General features: G+C 74.4%; 11 protein-coding genes. 10 read left to right on the forward strand and 1 reads right to left on the reverse strand.

The genetic code is table 11. The features are described from left to right. The 10 genes from F1544_RS21235 to F1544_RS21280 form a co-directional block, all read left to right on the forward strand. Positions 1 to 204, forward strand: a 204-nt coding sequence (locus F1544_RS21235) for a flagellin (protein WP_280115006.1), incomplete at its 5' end; no start/stop codon positions are given. A 231-nt stretch (positions 205 to 435) separates the two neighbouring features. Continuing rightward, positions 436 to 1,992 carry a tetratricopeptide repeat-containing glycosyltransferase family 2 protein gene (locus tag F1544_RS23665; RefSeq protein WP_208972362.1) on the forward strand — a complete coding sequence of 519 codons (1,557 nt, stop codon included), beginning with the start codon at positions 436 to 438 and terminating at the stop codon, positions 1,990 to 1,992. 177 nt (positions 1,993 to 2,169) lie between these two features. Next, complete coding sequence (locus F1544_RS21245; RefSeq protein ID WP_167588198.1) at positions 2,170 to 3,156, forward strand: Gfo/Idh/MocA family protein; 987 nt, start codon at positions 2,170 to 2,172, stop codon at positions 3,154 to 3,156. Positions 3,157 to 3,217: 61 nt separating this feature from the next. After that, a complete protein-coding gene (locus F1544_RS21250) occupies positions 3,218 to 4,324 on the forward strand; it encodes a glycosyltransferase (protein ID WP_167588199.1) in 1,107 nt (368 codons plus the stop codon). Between the two features lie 99 nt (positions 4,325 to 4,423). Next, complete coding sequence (gene fliD, locus F1544_RS21255) at positions 4,424 to 5,881, forward strand: flagellar filament capping protein FliD (protein WP_167588200.1); 1,458 nt, start codon at positions 4,424 to 4,426, stop codon at positions 5,879 to 5,881. A gap of 153 nt (positions 5,882 to 6,034) precedes the next feature. Then, entirely contained in the window at positions 6,035 to 6,463 is a 429-nt protein-coding gene (gene fliS / locus F1544_RS21260) for a flagellar export chaperone FliS (protein ID WP_167588201.1), read from the forward strand. Continuing rightward, positions 6,460 to 6,840: a hypothetical protein gene (locus F1544_RS21265; RefSeq protein ID WP_167588202.1), complete on the forward strand. Its 381-nt coding sequence runs from the start codon at positions 6,460 to 6,462 to the stop codon at positions 6,838 to 6,840. The genes fliS and F1544_RS21265 overlap by 4 nt, the downstream gene beginning before the upstream one ends. A 52-nt stretch (positions 6,841 to 6,892) precedes the next feature. Then, positions 6,893 to 13,477 (forward strand): fibronectin type III domain-containing protein, encoded by a 6,585-nt coding sequence (locus F1544_RS21270; protein WP_167588203.1) that lies wholly within the window; start codon positions 6,893 to 6,895, stop codon positions 13,475 to 13,477. A 214-nt stretch (positions 13,478 to 13,691) separates the two neighbouring features. After that, a complete protein-coding gene (locus F1544_RS21275) occupies positions 13,692 to 15,917 on the forward strand; it encodes an IPT/TIG domain-containing protein (protein ID WP_167588204.1) in 2,226 nt (741 codons plus the stop codon). A 224-nt stretch (positions 15,918 to 16,141) separates the two neighbouring features. Next, complete coding sequence (locus F1544_RS21280; protein ID WP_167588205.1) at positions 16,142 to 16,684, forward strand: hypothetical protein; 543 nt, start codon at positions 16,142 to 16,144, stop codon at positions 16,682 to 16,684. A 9-nt stretch (positions 16,685 to 16,693) separates the two neighbouring features. On the opposite strand, the gene F1544_RS21285 is transcribed toward F1544_RS21280, so the two are convergent. After that, on the reverse strand, positions 16,694 to 17,725 hold a 1,032-nt coding region (locus tag F1544_RS21285; protein ID WP_167588206.1), incomplete at its 5' end, for an ATP-binding cassette domain-containing protein.

The raw sequence follows: 17,725 nt of genomic DNA on the forward strand, positions 1-17,725 counted from the left end.
ACGCAGAACCGCTTCGAGCACAAGATCAACAACATCAACGTCACGGTCGAGAACCTGACCGCGTCCGAGAGCGCGATCCGCGACACCGACATGGCGTCGGAGATGACGAAGTTCACCCGCAGCCAGATCCTGTCGCAGGCCGGCACCGCCATGCTGGCCCAGGCCAACCAGTCGCAGCAGAACGTCCTCTCCCTGCTGCGCTGATCCTGAGCACCACCCGCACCACGGCATGACCAGCACGACCTAGCACCACTGCAGCACCGCACCGCTGACGGCGGGTGCGGGGCCGGATCGTCGGCCGACAGACGGGGAGCACCGGACCACGGTGCTCCCCGTTCTGTCGTCGGGCTGGTACCCGGGGGCTCGCTACACATCGGCGGACGACGGCCGATAGGGGGAGGACGACAGCCAAACCCCGGACGGAGTTCGACACCCGTGACACTCTCCAGCGCTCCCCACGGCCCAGACACGCCGGGTGGCACCTCGATCGCCGCCGTCTACATCGTGAAGGACGAAGAGGCCGTCCTGGAGGCGTCGCTGCGCGCCGTCGCCCCGTTCGTGGACGAGGTCGTGGTCTACGACACCGGGAGCACCGACGCCACGCGGGACGTCGCGCGGTCCTGCGGCGCCCTCGTCGTCGAGGGCTACTGGGACGACGACTTCGGGGCCGCCCGCAACCGCGCCATCGCCCACGCGAGCGCGGAGTGGGTGTTCGTGCTCGACGCGGACGAGGTGGCGTCGGGGGAGCCGGCGGAGGTCCGCCGCCTCCTGCAGAGCCGGCCGCAGGACTACTGGTCGGTGGACGTCTTCTCCCCCCACCGCAGGGGTGGCGGGGCGGGGGAGCACTCCAAGGGAGCCCGCGTGTTCCGGCGTTCAGCGGGGCGCTACGCGGGTGCCCTGCACGAGCAGGTGGTGTCCACCCGGACCGGCCTGCGGCTCCACCGGACGCCCGAGACCGTTCCGCTGCTGCTGACTCACCTGGGCTACGTCCCGGACGTGGTGCAGGCCCGCGACAAGCACCGCCGCAACGCCGACATCGCCCAGCGCGCCGTCGACGGGCTGCCCGGCAACGGGCTGGATCCCGCGATGGCCTGGTGCAACCTGGGCCGGTCCCTCGCCGCCGCCGGTGAGGACGAGAAGGCACTCGCGGCCCTCGCGCGGATGACGGAGCACACCCGCGACCCGCAGGCGCTGGTGCTGGCCGGCCGCGCCGCGGTGCCCGCGGCGGCGCGCCTGAAGCGCCGCAAGGAGGGACGCGGCTGGCTGAAGGTGCTGGCGGCGGCCGGCGAGGCGCCCGGGCGCGTGCACCAGCTCGCGGCGGTCCTGGACCTGGCGGCGGGCGACACGGGTGGCGCGCTGCGCGAACTCCGCTCCGCCTGCGACGGCACCGACCCGTGGGGGGTCCCTTACGACGCCCGCGAGGCGCGGCTGGTCGCGGCCCAGGTCGAGGCGCGTCACGGCGACGGGGCGCGTGCCGTCGCGGAGCTGCGCGACGTCCTGCGCACCGGGTACCCGGAGATCTCGCTCGAGGGGGTGCTCGCCGTCCTCGCCCCGGCCGAGGCCGACTACGCGGTCGTGGTCCCCGACGTCGACGAGGCGTTCGTCGAGCGTTCCCTGCGCGAGTCGCTGAGCATCGACCCGCAGCACGGTGACCGGTGGCTCTCCGCCCTGCACGACGGCGGCCGGTCGACGCAGCGCGTGACGCTCGCGGGGGCCGTGCTCGCCGTCCACCTGCCGCTGCCGCGCATGCTGGTCTGGTCGCTGCGCGTCCGGGAGATGGGCCTGACCGAGCGCTGCCCGCTGCGGCGGGCCGCCGCCGACGCCGCCCGGCCGGCGACCGAGCGGTGCCTGCTGCTGGCCGTCCTCGGTGACGTCCTCGGCGACGCGGCGGCCCCCGAGGCCTTCGCGCAGGCCTGGGGCGAGCTCGCCGACGACGAGGAACGTCTCGAGGTGGCTCGAACCGTGGACGCCTGGATCCCGAGCGCGGTGTGACGCTGGTCGTGACCGGCGGCCGGGAGCGGTGCCCGTGACGTCCCGCCGGTTGCTGCGGACGGGGCACCACCGTCACCCGCCGTGTCCACGTGACCTCCCCGCGGTGCCCGATCGGCTCAAGCGCGGCACCCGACGTGACGAAGGAGCACCCATGAGGAGCAGCAGGGGAGTGCGACGGTGAGCGTGGCCAAGCGCCTGGCGGTGATCGGCGCGGGGGCGATGGGCGCCAAGCACGCGCGGGTGGTGGCCGAGTCCCAGGGCGCGCGCCTCGACCTCGTCGTCGACCGCGACCGGACGCGCGCCCGTGCCGTGGCCGACCAGTGGGGTGCCGGGACGGCCGACGACGCCGACGCCGCGAGCCACTGCCACGCCGCCGTCGTCGCCACGTCCTCGGAGACGCACGTCGACATCGCCTGCCGGCTCCTCGAGAGCGGGGTCCCCGTGCTGGTCGAGAAGCCCCTGGCCACGTCGTTCGACGGCCTGTCGCGCCTGATCGCGACGGCGCGCCGGACGGGCACCCCGCTGACCTGCGGCTTCGTCGAGCGGTTCAACCCCGCGGTGCAGACGCTGATCGACATCCTCGACGGCCCCCCCGTCCACCTCGCCACCCAGCGGTACTCCCCGAGCAACGACCGCGCCACCACCGGCGTCGTCGACGACCTGCTCATCCACGACCTCGACGTCGTCCTCCAGGTGTGCGGTGGCGACCAGGTCGTCTCCACCGATGCGCGGACCTGGACGCCGGCCGGGGGGCGCTGGGCCGAGACCGCGGACGCGCTCCTGCAGATGCGCTCCGGAGCGACGGCCACGCTGTCCGCCAGCCGCGCTCACCAGCGCAAGATCCGGGCGCTGACGGTCTCGACGTGCACCAGCACCTACGAGGTCGACCTGCTGCGTCGGTGCATCACCGTCTACCGCAACGTCGTGGAGACCCAGGTCGTCGACGGCATCCCGTCCTACCGCGCTCAGACCGTGGTCGACATCCCCTTCGTCCGCAGCACCGGTGAACCGCTGGCGCTGCAGCTGGACCACTTCCTCCGCCTCGTGGCGGACCCTTCCGCGGCCCTCGCCGAGCTGCCGGGCCTCGTGGCCCCTCACGAGGTCGCCCTCGGCATCACCGGCGCGACCGCGGTGGCCCCGGCCGCGCAAGGGGTCGCCGCGTGAGCGCCACCGGCCTCGTGCGCACCAGCCCGACCTCGGCGGCGCTGCTCGCCCCGCTCGGCTGATGGGGAACGACTCCCGCCGCGGAGCGCCGGGGCGAGGCGACCCGCGGACCCCCCTGCTCACCGCCTGTCTCATCGTCCGGGACGAGGTCGGGCGCCTGGACGCCTGCCTCTCGGCCCTCGCACCGCTCGTCGACGAGGTCGTCGTGCACGACACCGGGTCCGGGGACGGCACCCTCGAGCTGCTGCGCGCCCGCGACGTCGTCCTCGTCGAGGGCAGCTGGCACGACGACTTCGCCGCCGCCCGCAACGTCGCGCACGGGCACGCCCGCGGTGAGTGGGTCCTGGTCGTCGACGCCGACGAGGTGGTGAGCGCCGACCGCGAGCGGCTGCACCGCAGGCTGCTCGACGCGGCCCCGGACCAGCACGCGCTGGCCGTGCGCGTGGAGAACACCGGGGACGGCAGCACCGGCTACTCGACGTGGAGCCCGCGGCTCTTCCGACGCCGGCACGCCAGCTGGGTGGGGCGGGTCCACGAGCACGTGGAGATCGCCGTGCCCCAGCGGGACGTCGAACGCGTCGCGACGTCGGTGCTGCGCCTCGAGCACAGCGGGTACGCGGGCGCGGCGCAGCTGACCCGGAAGGGGGAGCGCAACCTCGCCCTCGCCCGCACGGAGTTCGAGGACGTCACCGCCCTGCCCTCGCCGCCCCCGGGAGCCCTCGCGCTGGCCGCCCTGAACGTGGGGCGGGCGGCGATCGGGGCCGGTCAGGACCAGCAGGCCGTGGACGCGTTCGAAGCGGTCCGGGAGCTGGCCCCGTCCGGTCCGCTCTGGCAGCAGGCCACCGACTTCCTCGCGCGCGTCCTCCTGGCCGCCGGTCTGACACGGCCGGCACGGGTGCTGGCGGACCAGCTGGCGGCCTCCGGGGCCCCGGCGCAGTACTGCAGGTGGTTGCTGGCCGGCGCCCTCGCCCAGGAGCACCGCCCCGTCGAGGCCCTGGCGCTGCTGAGCGGCGTCGAGGAGCTGATCGACCCCGCGGGACGTCAGTACGACCCGGCGCAGGTGACCCAGCTGCGCGAACTGTGCCGGGAGCTGGCGGCCGGAGCGGCCTCGGCAGTTCCCCGCCACGCGCGTCACCCGGAGTCAACGGGGCCACGCGCAGCCGGGTGAACTCACAGCTCCCGGGAGCTCAAGTGCTCAGGTCCTCTGCCGAGGGGGCCGATGACCAACTAGAAGACACCCACCGGAAGCTCTGGAAGGAGGGTCGCCATGGCGACCTCGACGGTCGACGGCCTCGTCAGCGGCCTCAGCACCAGCTCCATCATCGCTCAGCTCATCGCCTCCGACTCGACGCAGCAGAACCAGCTCAAGACGAACGTCAGCACCGTCAACCAGAAGGTCGGCGCCTACACGTCGGTCAACTCCAAGCTGCTCGCGGTGCAGCAGGCCGCGGTCAAGCTCGGCCAGCTCCAGGGCGTCACCACCAAGAGCGACGCCAGCTACCAGTGGTCGGCGACCAAGGCGGCCGCCACGGGCGACGCCGTGACCGTCGCGGCCACCAGCACCGCCGCCAGCGGGCAGCTCACGCTCAAGGTCGACAGCCTGGCCGCCGGGCGGTCGGTCATGAGCGAGGCGGTCGTCGGCGACGACGCCGGTGCCGCCCAGGCGCTCGGGTTCCCCATGGACGTCTACAACCGCAACGGCGACCTCCTCGGGGTCGTCAAGCCGTCCGCCGGCACGCTGGCCGACGTGAGCGCGGCCATCAAGCAGGCCGGGTTCAAGGGCATCACGGCGACGGCGGTCCGCGTCGGCGACAACCAGTACCGGTTGCAGATCACCTCGACGACGACCGGGGAGGCGGCCGGGGACTTCAGGATGGTCCCGCAGATCAAGAACGGCGACGGCACCTACACGAGCGCCGGCAAGGACGGCGACGTCGCCACCGGCTACACCGACATGGTCAAGGCCGCGGACGCCAAGCTCTTCATCGTCCCGGCCGGCGGCGACTCGGCTGCGGCGTTCGACATCACGAGCTCGTCGAACACCTTCGCCGACATCATGCCCGGGGTCACCATCACGGCGGCCAAGACGGGCACCTCGACGATCAACGTCGCGAGCGACCCGACCCAGGTCTCCGACGCCGTGGCGGCGCTCATCACGGCCACGAACGCCGCTCTCGACGAGATCGGCAACCAGTCGAAGGCGGGCGTCGCGGGTCCGGGCGGCACCGTCACGGGCGGCGGGGTCCTGCGCGGCGACAGCACCCTGCGGGGGCTCCGGACGCAGCTGCTCTCGGCGGTCACGAGTGCGCTGGGCGACGGCAAGACGTCCGCCGCGTCGTACGGGATCCAGTCCACCCGCGACGGCAAGCTCAGCTTCGACAAGGACGTCTTCACCAAGGCGTACGCGGCGGACCCGACCAAGGTCCAGCAGATGCTGGCGCCGACGTCCCTGAAGGACCCGGCGGTCAAGACCGAGGGCATCGTCGAGCGGCTCGGACGCGTCGCCGACGGAGCCGTGAACTCGACCACCGGCAGCCTCACCACGGTGCTGAAGGGGCAGCAGTCCCTCATCAAGGACCTGAACTCGCGCATCTCCGACTGGGACGACCGCCTGGCCCAGCGCAAGGCCCGCTACGAGAGCTACTACTCCCGGCTCGAGGTGTCCCTCGGGTCGCTGCAGACGAAGTCCACCTGGCTGGCCGGCCAGCTCAGCGGCCTCCGCTGAGTCGTCTGCGGGCGAGAGCCGACCGCACCGGGTTCCGGTGCGGTCGGCTCTCGTCGTTCCGGCGGCAGCCGACGCCGTCGTGCCCCGTCCTCCGATCCGGCGCACCGCTGCCGATGGGGAGGAACTACCGGCGATCCACGGAGGAACCACCACATGACCGCCATGACCTACGGCCGCGGACCTGCTGCCCGGCGCTACCACGCCGACAGCCTGGCCACGGCCAGCCCCGCAGCTCTGCTCGTCATGCTGTACGACCGCCTCGTCCTGGACCTCGGACGGGCGGAGAAGGCTCTCGGGGACGGTGACCGCGAGACCGCCCACCACAACCTGGTGCACGCGCAGGACATCGTCAGCGAGCTGGTGGCCAGCCTCGAGGACGGGGTGTGGGCCGGGAGCGGGGGCCTCAAGGGCCTGTACGTCTGGATCCTGAAGGAACTCGCCGTGGCGAACGTGCGGGGCGACCAGGACGCGGTGCGCCGCATCCGCACGGAGAACGTCGAGCCGCTCGCGGAGGCCTGGCGCCAGGCCGCGCTGGAGAGCCTGTCCGTCGCGAGCACCCCCACGGGTGACGGTCTGGCATGACCGAACTCCTCCCGGCGCCGCCCGGGGAAACGCACGCGGGACCGCCGACGGACGAGGGAGCGTGGCGGTCCGCGTGGACAGCGGCCCTGCAGTCGGTCGAGCTCGACGTCGACGCGGCCGAGGAGCTCATCGCGAAGATGCACGGCGGGACCGAGGACCCGCCCGCCCCCGTGCCCGCGGCGGACTGGGTCGACCCCTCCGCGCTGGGCCCGATGCCGGTCGAGTTCGGCGACCGGGCGCGGATGCTGCTGCAGCGGCAGGCGGACGTGAGCCAGCGCCTGGCGGAGGCCATGTGGCAGGCGAGGTCCCAGCGGCGCGGGCTCAGCAAGTTCGACGCGGCGGAGAAGCGGCCGGTCTTCGTGGACCGGGCCCTCTGACCTTCTACACATCCGGGGTCAAGGTCGGCCCCGCAGCCGTCGAGTTCTAGATGTGAGGACTCCCGGAACCGGACGACTGACCCGCTCGGCCGTGGCGCTGCTGGTCGCCGCGTCGACCGGTCTCGGCACCACCGCGCCGGCCTGGGCCGTCGAGGTCACCCCGAGCCAGCGGGCGGTCGCGGAGGCGCCGGCGAACCCCACGACCCCCACCGGGCTCAAGGTCGAACCCGGGGCCACGAAGCTGTACGTGTCCTGGTCGGCGAACACCGACGGGGCGCTGTCCTACAACGTGGAGCTCATCGGCGGTTCCGTCGTCTCGGTGCCGTCGGGCACCCAGACGGCCACGTTCTCCGGGCTGACGAACGGCACGTCCTACTCGGTGCGGATCAACGCCCAGTACGCGAACGGCGTCGTGTCCGCCTGGTCCTCGACCGTCAGCGGCACCCCGACCGCCGCGAGCACCAAGCCGGCGCAGCCCGTCGGCCTGACCGCCTCCCGCGAGGACTCGAAGGTCACCCTCACGTGGAGCCCCGGCCCGGCGGACACCCGCTCCAAGTACGTGATCCGCCGCAACGGGACTGTCGTGCAGGACAACTACTCCGCCACGGCCACGAGCTGGGTCGACACCAACGTCGTCAACTACACCAGCTACACCTACACGATCACCGCCGTCCGCTCACCGGTGATCCTGAACCTCGCGGACGAGCCCTCCGACCCCTCCGCGCCCGCCGTGGGCACCCCGGTGGACCTCACCGCACCCGCCGCGCCCCGGAACCTCGCGGCCGCCAACGCCCTCGACCGCCAGGTCGCGCTCACCTGGACCGCCAACACCGAGGTCGACCTCAAGGGCTACCTCGTGAAGGCCGGCGACACGGTCTACGCCAGCCCCGCCAAGGGCACGCAGAGCGTCACGGTGACCGGCCTGACCGACGGGCAGGCCTACACCTTCGCGGTGTACGCGGTCGACACGCACGACAACGTCTCCCTGGCGAGCGCCAGCGTCCTGGTGACCACGCTGGACCGGACGCCGCCGGACACGCCGACGAACCTCGCGGTCAACCGCGCCGACGCGGCCCTGGACCTGACGTGGACGGCGCCCGTCGCCGACGACGTCGCGATGTACCGGATCTACCTGAACGGGGCCACGACGGCGACGGCCACCGTGAACGCGCCCACGACGTCCCGCCGGGTGAGCGGGCTCGTCAACGGCACCGCCTACACCGTCCGCATCTCCGCCGTGGACCGCGCCGGCAACGAGTCGACGCTCTCGGGGCCCGTCTCGGGAACCCCCCGCGACCTGACCCCGCCGGCCGCGCCCACGGGGGTCGTGGGCACCGCCGGCGACAGCCGAGCGACGTTGACCTGGAACGCGAACAGCGAGAGCGACCTCGACCACTACGTGGTCCTGAACAGCGCGGGCACGATCGTCACGACCCTCGGCAGGGGCACCACCACGGCCTCGCTGACGGCGCTGGTGAACGGGACCCCCTACTCCTACTCGATCGCCGCGGTCGACACCGCGGGGAACACCTCGACCGCCAGCGCCGTCGTCGTGGTGACCCCGGTGGACCGCACCCCGCCGGCCGTCCCGACCGGCCTGTCCGCGGTCCCCGGGGACACCACCGCGGTGCTGACCTGGAACCCGGTCGCCGACGCGGACCTGGACCACTACGTCCTGATGGACGCCGGGGGAGCCGTGGTCGCGACCGTGCCCAAGGGCACCACGACCCGCACCGTCACGGGGCTGACCAACGGCAGCACCTACGCCTACCGGATCGTCTCCGTCGACCTCGTGGGCAACGTGTCCACCCCGAGCTCGTCCGTGTCGGTCACGCCGCAGGACCGGACTCCGCCGGCGACGCCGCTCGGCGTCACCGGCCTGGCGGGGGACACGACCGCCACGGTCTCGTGGAACGAGGTCGCGGACGGCGACCTGCTCCAGTACGTCGTGCTCGGACCGACGGGGACCGTCCTGCGCACCGTTCCCCGGGGCACCACGACCGCCCAGTTCACCGGTCTGACGAACGGAACGGCCTACCCCTACCGGGTCGCCGCCGTGGACAACGCCGGCAACACCTCCACCCCGAGCGCGACCGTGACCGTCACGCCCCGGGACAGCACGCCGCCTGCCGCACCGACGGGCGTGTACGCCACCGCGGGGGTCGGGAGCGTCACGGTGGGCTGGACCCTCGGCACGGAACCGGACCTCGCGGGCTACCGCGTCCTGGACGCCGTCGGCGCGACGGTCGCCACGGTCACGGCACCCGCGCGCACCGCGGTCGTCACCGGTCTGGTCAGCGGCACCACGTACACCTACCGGGTCGTGGCCCTGGACCGGACGGGCAACGTCTCCGACGCGAGCGCTCCCGTCACGGCGACCCCGGCCGACACGACGCCCCCCGCCGTCCCGACCGGTGTCGCGGCGGACGCGGGCGACGGGCGCGTCACGGTCCGCTGGACGGGAAACACCGAGGCGGACCTCGACCACTACAACGTCTACGACGGCACCGGGGCGAAGGTCGCCTCCGTCGCCAAGGGCGCCACGACCTCGACCATCACCGGTCTCGTGAACGACACCACCTACCGCTACCGCGTCAGCGCCGTCGACACCGCGGGGAACGAGTCCTCGCCGAGCGCGGACGTCAGCGTGACCCCCGTCGACAGCACCGCTCCCGACACCCCGCGGGGCTTCGCGGCGGTCGCCGGCGACGGTGGCGCGACGCTGTCGTGGACGGCGAGCACGGAGCCGGACCTCGACCGCTACGTGGTGCTGGACGGCGCGGGCGTCGTCGTCGAGACGATCACCGCGCCCGCCACGACGGTCCGCGTCGGGCCGCTGGTCAACGGCACCACCTACACGTACCGCCTCGCCGCGGTCGACCGCCGCGGCAACACCTCGACGTCGAGCGCGCCCGTCATGGTCGTGCCCACCGACCAGACCGCGCCGACGACGCCCACCGGGGTCACCGCCGCGGCGGGGGACACCACCGCGACCGTCTCCTGGACCGCGGTCACCGACGCCGACCTCCACCACTACGTCGTCCAGGACGACACGGGCCGGGTGCTGCGCACCGTCCCCGCCGGGACGACGACCACCACGTTCACCAGCCTCACCAACGCCGTCGCCTACTCCTACCGCGTCGTCGCGGTCGACGCCACGGGCAACTCCTCCACCCCGAGCGCCGTGGTCACGGCCACGCCCCAGGACCGCACCGCGCCCGCAGTTCCCACCGGCCTGACCGCGACCGCGGGGGACACCACCGCCCTCCTGACGTGGAACGCGGTCGCCGACGCCGACGTCGCCGGCTACGTCGTCCACGACGCCGCCGGGAACGTGGTGGCCACCAGCGTCGGGACGTCCACCCACGTCTGGGTGACGTCGCTGGTGAACGGGACCAGCTACTCCTTCACCGTCTCCGCGGTCGACCGGGCCGAGAACTCGTCGGCACGCAGCACCCCCGTGACGGTGTCTCCCCGGGACACCACGGCCCCCGGGGCGCCGACGGCCGTCATCGCCGCGGCGGGGGACGCGCAGGCGACGATCGCCTGGACGGGTTCTCCGGACGCCGACGTCGACCACTACGACGTCCTCGACGCCGACGGGCTCACGCGCGCCCGGGTGACCGCGACGGCCCGCACGGCCGTGGTGGCGAACCTCGTCAACGGGACCCCCTACGAGTTCTCGGTCCAGGCGGTCGACGCTTCGGGCAACCGCAGCCCGCTGGCGGCGGCGGACCCCGTCACCCCGGTGGACCGCACGCCGCCCGCCGTGCCCGGGAAGGTCACCGCCACCTCCGGGGACGCCCAGGTGACCGTCAGCTGGGACGCGGTGCTGGACGCCGACCTCGACCACTACGTCGTCGTGGACGGCGCCGGGAACCCGGTCGCGTCCGTGGCCCGCGGAACCACCAGCACGGTCGTGACCGGGCTGGTGAACGGCACCGCCTACGCCTACCGCGTGAGCGCGGTCGACCTGCGCGGCAACGCCTCCGCCCTCAGCGCGGCCGCCGGCGCCACCCCCGGGGACCTCACGCCGCCCGCCGTCCCCTCCGGGCTCACCGCCCTGGCGGGGGACACGACCGCGACCGTCTCCTTCAACCCCGTCGCCGACGCCGACGTCGACCGCTACGTCGTCGTCGACGGCAGCGGCACCGTCCTGGCCACGGTCGTCGCGCCGGCCACCACCGCGACGCTCACGGGCCTGACCAACGGCCGCGCCTACGAGCTGCGGGTCGCGGCCGTCGACCGCACCGGCAACCGGTCCGCGAGCAGCGCGCCGACGACCGTGACCCCGGCCGACCAGACGCCGCCGGCGGCGCCCACGGACCTGCGGGCCTCACCCGGAGACCGCAGCGCCCTGCTGACGTGGGGACCCGTGACCGACGCCGACCTGGACCACTACGAGGTGCGCGACCAGCAGGGCACCCTCGTCGCGAGCCCCGCGCGGGGCACGTCCTTCGTCCGCCTCACGGGCCTCGTGAACGGCAGCAGCTACGCCTACACGCTGACCGCCGTCGACACCTCGGGGATCGCCTCCGCGGCCGTCGGTCCGGTGTCCGTCGTGCCGGGCGACGACGCGGCACCGCCCGTGGTGGCGGGCGTGGGGGCCACGGCGGGCGACTCCGAGATCACCGTCACGTGGAGCGCCTCGTCCGATCCCGACGTCGACCACTACGAGATCACCGACCAGTCCGGCCTCACCCGGGCGATCGCCCGCGCCGACGCGACGTCCGCCGTGGTGCGCGGCCTCGTCAACGGGCAGGCGTACACGTTCACCGTCCGGGCCGTCGACGCCGCGGGGAACCGCTCCCCGGCCGTCTCGACCCCGCCGGCCACCCCCACCGACCAGACGCCCACCTCGACCCCGGCGGGGTTCACCGCCACCCCGGGCGACGGCTCGGTGACGTTGTCCTGGACGCCCGTCGGCGACGCCGACCTGGCCCGCTACGTCGTGCGCGACGACGCGGGGAACGTCGTGGCCACGCTGGACGGCTCCGCGACGAGCACCACGATCACGGGGCTGGCCAACGGCCAGGCCGTCACCTACCGGATCGTCGCGGTCGACGCCGCCGGCAACGTCTCCGTCCCCAGCGGGCCGGTCACGGCCACCCCGCGGGCCGCGGACCTGACGGCGCCGGCGGACTTCGACGGGACCAGCCAGGACGGGGCCGTGGCGCTCTCGTGGTCGGCGGTCCCCGGCGCGGCCGGCTACGACGTGACGACGGGGACCACCACGACCCGCGTCCCCGGGACCTCCACGACCCTCACGGGTCTCCTCAACGGGACCGCCTACGGCTTCACCGTCCGGGCCGTGAGCGCGGACGGGCGCCCCGGTCTGCCCTCGGCCGCCGTCGTCGTCACCCCCCGGGCTCCCGCGGCCGCCCCCTCGGCCGGCGGTTCAGGGGGCGGGTCGGGGGCCGCGGTGACGCGCAGCGGCCGGTTCTCCGTCGTGGGGACCGCCGACGCCCTCGAGGCGGCGGACACGAACGGGACCTACGACCTCTACGTCCGAGACGCCAAGTCCGGCGCCGTCAGCCGGCTGGCCCCCGGTGCCGGCGACGCCCGGTCGTCGCAGCTGGCGATGTCCGAGGACGGCCGCTACGTGGCCCTGACCACGTCGACGCCGCTGGTCGCCGGCGACACCAACTCCCTCAAGGACGTGTACCGGGTGGACCGCAGCACGGGCACGTGGACGCTCGTCAGCGCGCCGCCGGCGGGCGGGGCCAGCGCCACCGTCGCGGGGACCGAGGTCCCGGCCGGACCGAACGTCTACTCGGGGCCCTCGGTGGCCATGTCCGCCGACGGCCGGTACGTGTTCTTCTTCTCCAAGCGGGCCGACCTGCTGGCTCCCGGTCTCGACAAGCCGGACACCGTGGACCTGTTCCGCAAGGACGTCGTCAGCGGGGAGGTCGTCCGGGTGTCGGCGACCTCGGGGAGTTCCCAGCTCACCAGCGAGGTGCTGGCGCCGGCGCTCGCGGTCACCCCCGACGGCCGGTACGCCGTGTTCGTCGTGCGGGCCTCGAACACCTACCCCGTCGTCGTGCGCAAGGACCTGCAGAGCGGCAAGCTGGAACTGGCCTCCGGCACGGGTGACTACTCGACCCAGGGCGCGCAGTACCCCGTCTCCTACGACGCGCACGACGTCTCGATCAGCGACGACGGCCGCTACGTCGGGTTCTCCACCAACAGCTCGACGCTGAACCCCGACGCCAAGTACACGGCGATCCGCCGGGACATGACGGGGACCACGACGGCGGCGTTCACCCGCGCCGGCAGCACCGTGCAGCGGGTCATCGTCACCGAGCGGCAGACGACCCTGGACCCGACGGGCCGCTACGTGTTCTTCCAGACCACGGGCAGGGAACTCCCGCTGGACGGCGACGCGCTCCTGGACTGGTACCGCTACGACACCGTGCAGAAGTCGCTGGTCATGGTCACGACGACGGCCTCCGGAGGGCGCCCGGCCTCCCCCTACGGCACGACCGCCGACGCGGACTGGGGGTCCCTGCAGGTCCTGGACGCCGGCACGGTCCTGGTGACCACGCTGCAGCCGCTGGTTCCCGCCGACACGAACAAGAAGGCGGACACCTACCGCAAGGACCTCGTGACGGGCGCCGTGACGCCCGCCCTGGGGTGAGCCCCCGGGCGGTGTCCGCCGCCGCTGACCCGGTCGGGCGCCGCGGACGGCGGTACGGCAGCAGCGGACGGTGACCGCACTGATCCGTCGGGGGTGGTGGCTCGTCCGAGCCGGTCGACCCGGGCACGCGGGGCGACAGGGCGCGGTCCGCGAGGTCGATGAAGGAGGTGCGGGACGCACCGGTGTCCCGCCACCGCCCTCGCGAGGAGCCTCCGTGAAGAAGTCCCGCACCACCCTGCGCCGCCTGGTCGCCGTGTCGCTCAGCCTGCCGCTGGTGGCCGGCGTGGCGACCTCGGCGGCCGTGGCGGCCCCCGGCCCCGTCGTGGCGCCGAAGGCCCGCGCCGCAGCGCACTTCGTGGGCGGTTTCGTCGCCCCGACCGACCGCACGAGCGCGGTGTCGACGCTGTCGGCGCGCAGCGGCGGGCACCGCCGGCTGCTCGCGAGCCCGGCTTCGGTGGACCTGCGCACGTCCGGTTTCCTGCCGGCGGTGGGCGACCAGGGGCAGATCGGTTCCTGCGCGACCTGGAGCCTCGCCTACACGATGATGGGCTACTACGCCGCCAAGGACCACGACAGCGGTGCGCCCTTCGCGCCCCTGTACCTCTACGACCTGAAGGTCCAGGGCACCGCCCCGAACGCAGGCACGGTCCCCGAGTACAACCTCGCGGAGCTGCAGGCGAACGGCGTGGACACCCAGGACGACTTCTTCCAGGGCTACTACGACTACCGCACCCCGGTCACGGCGGCGCAGAAGGCGAACGCCGCGAAGTTCAAGGTGACGGGCTGGCAGCGGCTCTGGGCCGGCACGGGTCAGGGCCCGGCGGCGCGGGCGCTCGTGACGGACGCGCTCGCCGCGGGGAACCCCGTGGCGGTCGGGTTCAACGTCTACTCCAGCTTCATGGGGATCCGCGACGGCAGCGTCCAGACGCCGACGAGCGGCACGAACTACGGCGGGCACATGGTGACGATCGTCGGGTACGACGACCAGGGCGTCACGATCCGGAACCAGTGGGGGACCGGCTGGGGCGACCGGGGCGACGCGCGCCTGTCCTGGCAGTTCGTGCAGCAGAACATCATGGCCGCCTACACGATGAGCGGCGTCACCTCGCCGGCGGACACGGGCACCCCCTACGCACCGACGCCGTCGATCTCCCGGCTGTCCACGGCCACCGGCGCCACGGCGGGCGGAACTCCCGTCACGGTGACCGGGGCGAACCTCGCGGGGGTCACCGCCGTGAACGTCGGGGGTGTCCCGGCGACCTTCAGGCTGACCTCGGCGGGTGGCGCCAACCAGCTGCTCGTCACGACGCCCGCCCACGCGGCGGGCGTCGCCCCGGTGCAGCTCGTGGCCCGCGGTGGTAGCAGCGTGGCGACGGCCGCGGCGACGTTCACCTACAAGGCGCCGCTGCCCACCGTGACGCAGCTCTCGGCGACGACGGCGTCCACGACGGGTGGCCAGACGGTCACGGTGACCGGGACCGCGCTCGGCGACGTCACGCGCGTCACCGCGGGCGGGGTCGCGGCGACGACCGTGACCCGGACGTCCCCGACCAGCCTGTCCTTCACGGTCCCGGCGCACGCGCCCGGCACCGGCGACGTCGTCCTGACGTCACCGGCGGGCTCGAGCGTCGCGACCACCGCCGGCCGCCTGACCTGGGTCGCCCCGGCCGCCCCGGTCGTGACCGCGCTGTCGGTCGCCTCGGGCACGACCGCGGCCCCGACCACCCTGACGGTGACCGGCAGCGGGCTCGCGCAGACCGTCGGGGTGACGGTCGCCGGCGTCGGCGTGCCGTTCACCGTGGTCGGCGACACCTCGTTGCGCCTCACGGTGCCGGCCCACGCGCCCGGCAGCGGGCCGGTCGTGGTGGCGGCGAAGTACACGAAGTCGCTCACGAGCGCGGCGACGGCCTTCACGTGGGTGGCCCCCGCCGCCCCGGCGATCACGGCCCTCTCCGCGACCTCCGGGTCCGCCCTCGCCGTCACCTCCGTCACGATCACGGGCACGGGCCTCGCTCAGGTGACCGGCGCGACCGTCGCCGGTGTCGTCGTCCCCGTCACGCGGATCAGCGACACGGCCGTCAAGCTCGCCGTGCCGGCGCACGCCCCCGGTGCCGGCCCCGTCGTGCTGAAGGCGCCCTACACCGCCTCCGGCTCCGCCGCGACGTTCACGTGGGTGGCCCCGCCGGCGCCCGCGCTGAGCGCCGCCAGTCTCGCGACGGTGCCCGCCGGGCGCACCACGGTCGTCACCTTCACCGGGACCGACCTGACCGGCACGTCGACCGTGACGGTCGGCGGGGTCGCCGCCACCGGCGTCACCGTCCTGTCGCCGACGCAGGTGCGCGTCACCGTGCCGGCCAGGGTGGCCGGCACCTACCCGGTCGTGGTGACGAACGCCCTCCGCGCGGCCTCGGCCCCGTTCAGCCTGCAGTACGCGGGCTGAGGTCCGGCCGGCACGACGACGACCCTCGCCCCACCCGGGCGGGGGTCGTCGTCGTCCCCGGCGGAGCGGCGGTGAGCGCGGCGCCGGGCGTGTCGTGCCGGTGTCCGCGCGGGGCGCCCACGTCAACGCTGTGTAAAAGAAGCGTGTCGGCGGTAACCCTTCGGCGTCCGGTGACGATGGACTGGGTGACGTTGCACCAGTTCGCTCGCCACCTTGGAGTCCCCGTGTCCAGCTCGCGCCCCAGCCTCGCTGCCTGCCTCGTCCTGCACGCGAGCACGCCCTCGCTGGGCGCCGACGTGCGCGCGCTGGTGGGCGTCGCCGACGAGGTCGTCGTCTACGACACCGCCGACCACCTCAAGCCGGGGAGTCCCGCCTTCGAGGCGACGCTGCACCCCGCGGTCACGGTCGTCAGCGGGTTCTGGGCGGACGACAGCGAGCGGGCCCGCGAGGCCGCGCTCGCCCACGTGGCCGCCGACTGGGCGCTGTGCGTGCTGTCGGGGGAGCAGGTGACCTCCGCGCCGGAGGAGCTGCGCCGGCTGCTCGTCGACGCCGCCGACGCCCCCGCCCTCTCGGTGCGCGTCGACGACGTCGTGCGCGGCACCCACCGCTCGGCGCGCCTGCTGCACACCTCGCTGCGCGGGACCTCCTTCGACGGTGACCTCGACGGGGACCTGGCCGAGGTGCCGAGCCGGCTGCTGAGCGTCTGCCAGCCCGCGTCGGCGGTGGCGCTCCTGCCGCGCCAGCGCGGCGTGTTCAGCGTCGTCTGAGCGAACCGCTCAGCGCACCGCCGCCCCTTCGGTCAGGCGGCCCGCAGGGCTGAGGTCGACGACCTGGTCGACGAGGTCGAGGCCCTCGTCGCGGTGGGCCAGCACCAGCAGGGTCCGGGGGGACCCGTCGCGCCGTCGGCGACCGGCCACGAGGAGGTCGCGCAGGAGCTGCCGCGCGGTCTCCTCGTCCAGTCCCTCGGACGGCTCGTCGAGCAGCAGGACCTCGACGTCGGCGAGCAGGGCGCGCGCCATGGCCAGCCGCCGCCGCTCGCCGCCGGACAGCGGTGCGCCGCCGTCGCCCACCCGCGAGTCCAGGCCGCGGGGCAGCGCCCCGAGCCAGGCGTCCAGCCGCACGGCGTGCAGCGCCCGCACCAGGTCCGCGTCGCTCGAGCCGGGCGCGGCCAGCCGCAGGTTCTCGCGCAGGGTCGTCGCGAACACGTGTTCGTCGTCGCCGACGAGGCCGACGACCGAGCGGACCGCGTCGCCCGCGAGCTCGCGCACGTCCACCCCCGACAGCAGCACCCGGCCCGCGACCGGGTCGAGGAAGCGCATGAGCACGGCCGCGAGCGTCGACTTCCCGCTGCCCGACGGCCCCCGCAGGGCCGTGGCCGTCCCCGGCTCCAGCACCAGGTCGACGCCGTGCAGCACGGGGTGCCCCGGGTCCCAGCCGGCGACGAGGCCGACCACCCGGACCTCGTGACCCGCCGCCGCCGACGGCAGCGCCGCCGGGACCGCCGGCTCGACCGCGGGTTCGGGGACGGCGAGCAGCTCCGCCGTCCGCGCCTCCGCCGCCCGGGCGCGCACCCCGGCCCGGGCCACCTCGGGCAGCGCCCGCACGAGCTCGAGCGCCGGCAGGGCCGCGAGCACGGCCGCGGCCGCCCAGGCGGTGGCGACGCCGGTGCCGACCGCGGCCAGCGCCGCACCGAGGACGGCGGCCCCGACGCCCAGGGTGCTCAGCGCCGCGGTGGCCGCGACGTCCCGCGAGCGCCGCCCCTCGGCGGCGGCCAGGTCGCGGCCCGCGCGGGTCAGCGCGGCCAGGTC

The organism is Kineococcus rubinsiae, from assembly GCF_011839805.1.
In the GTDB taxonomy this organism is placed as follows: Bacteria; Actinomycetota; Actinomycetes; order Actinomycetales; family Kineococcaceae; genus Kineococcus; species Kineococcus rubinsiae.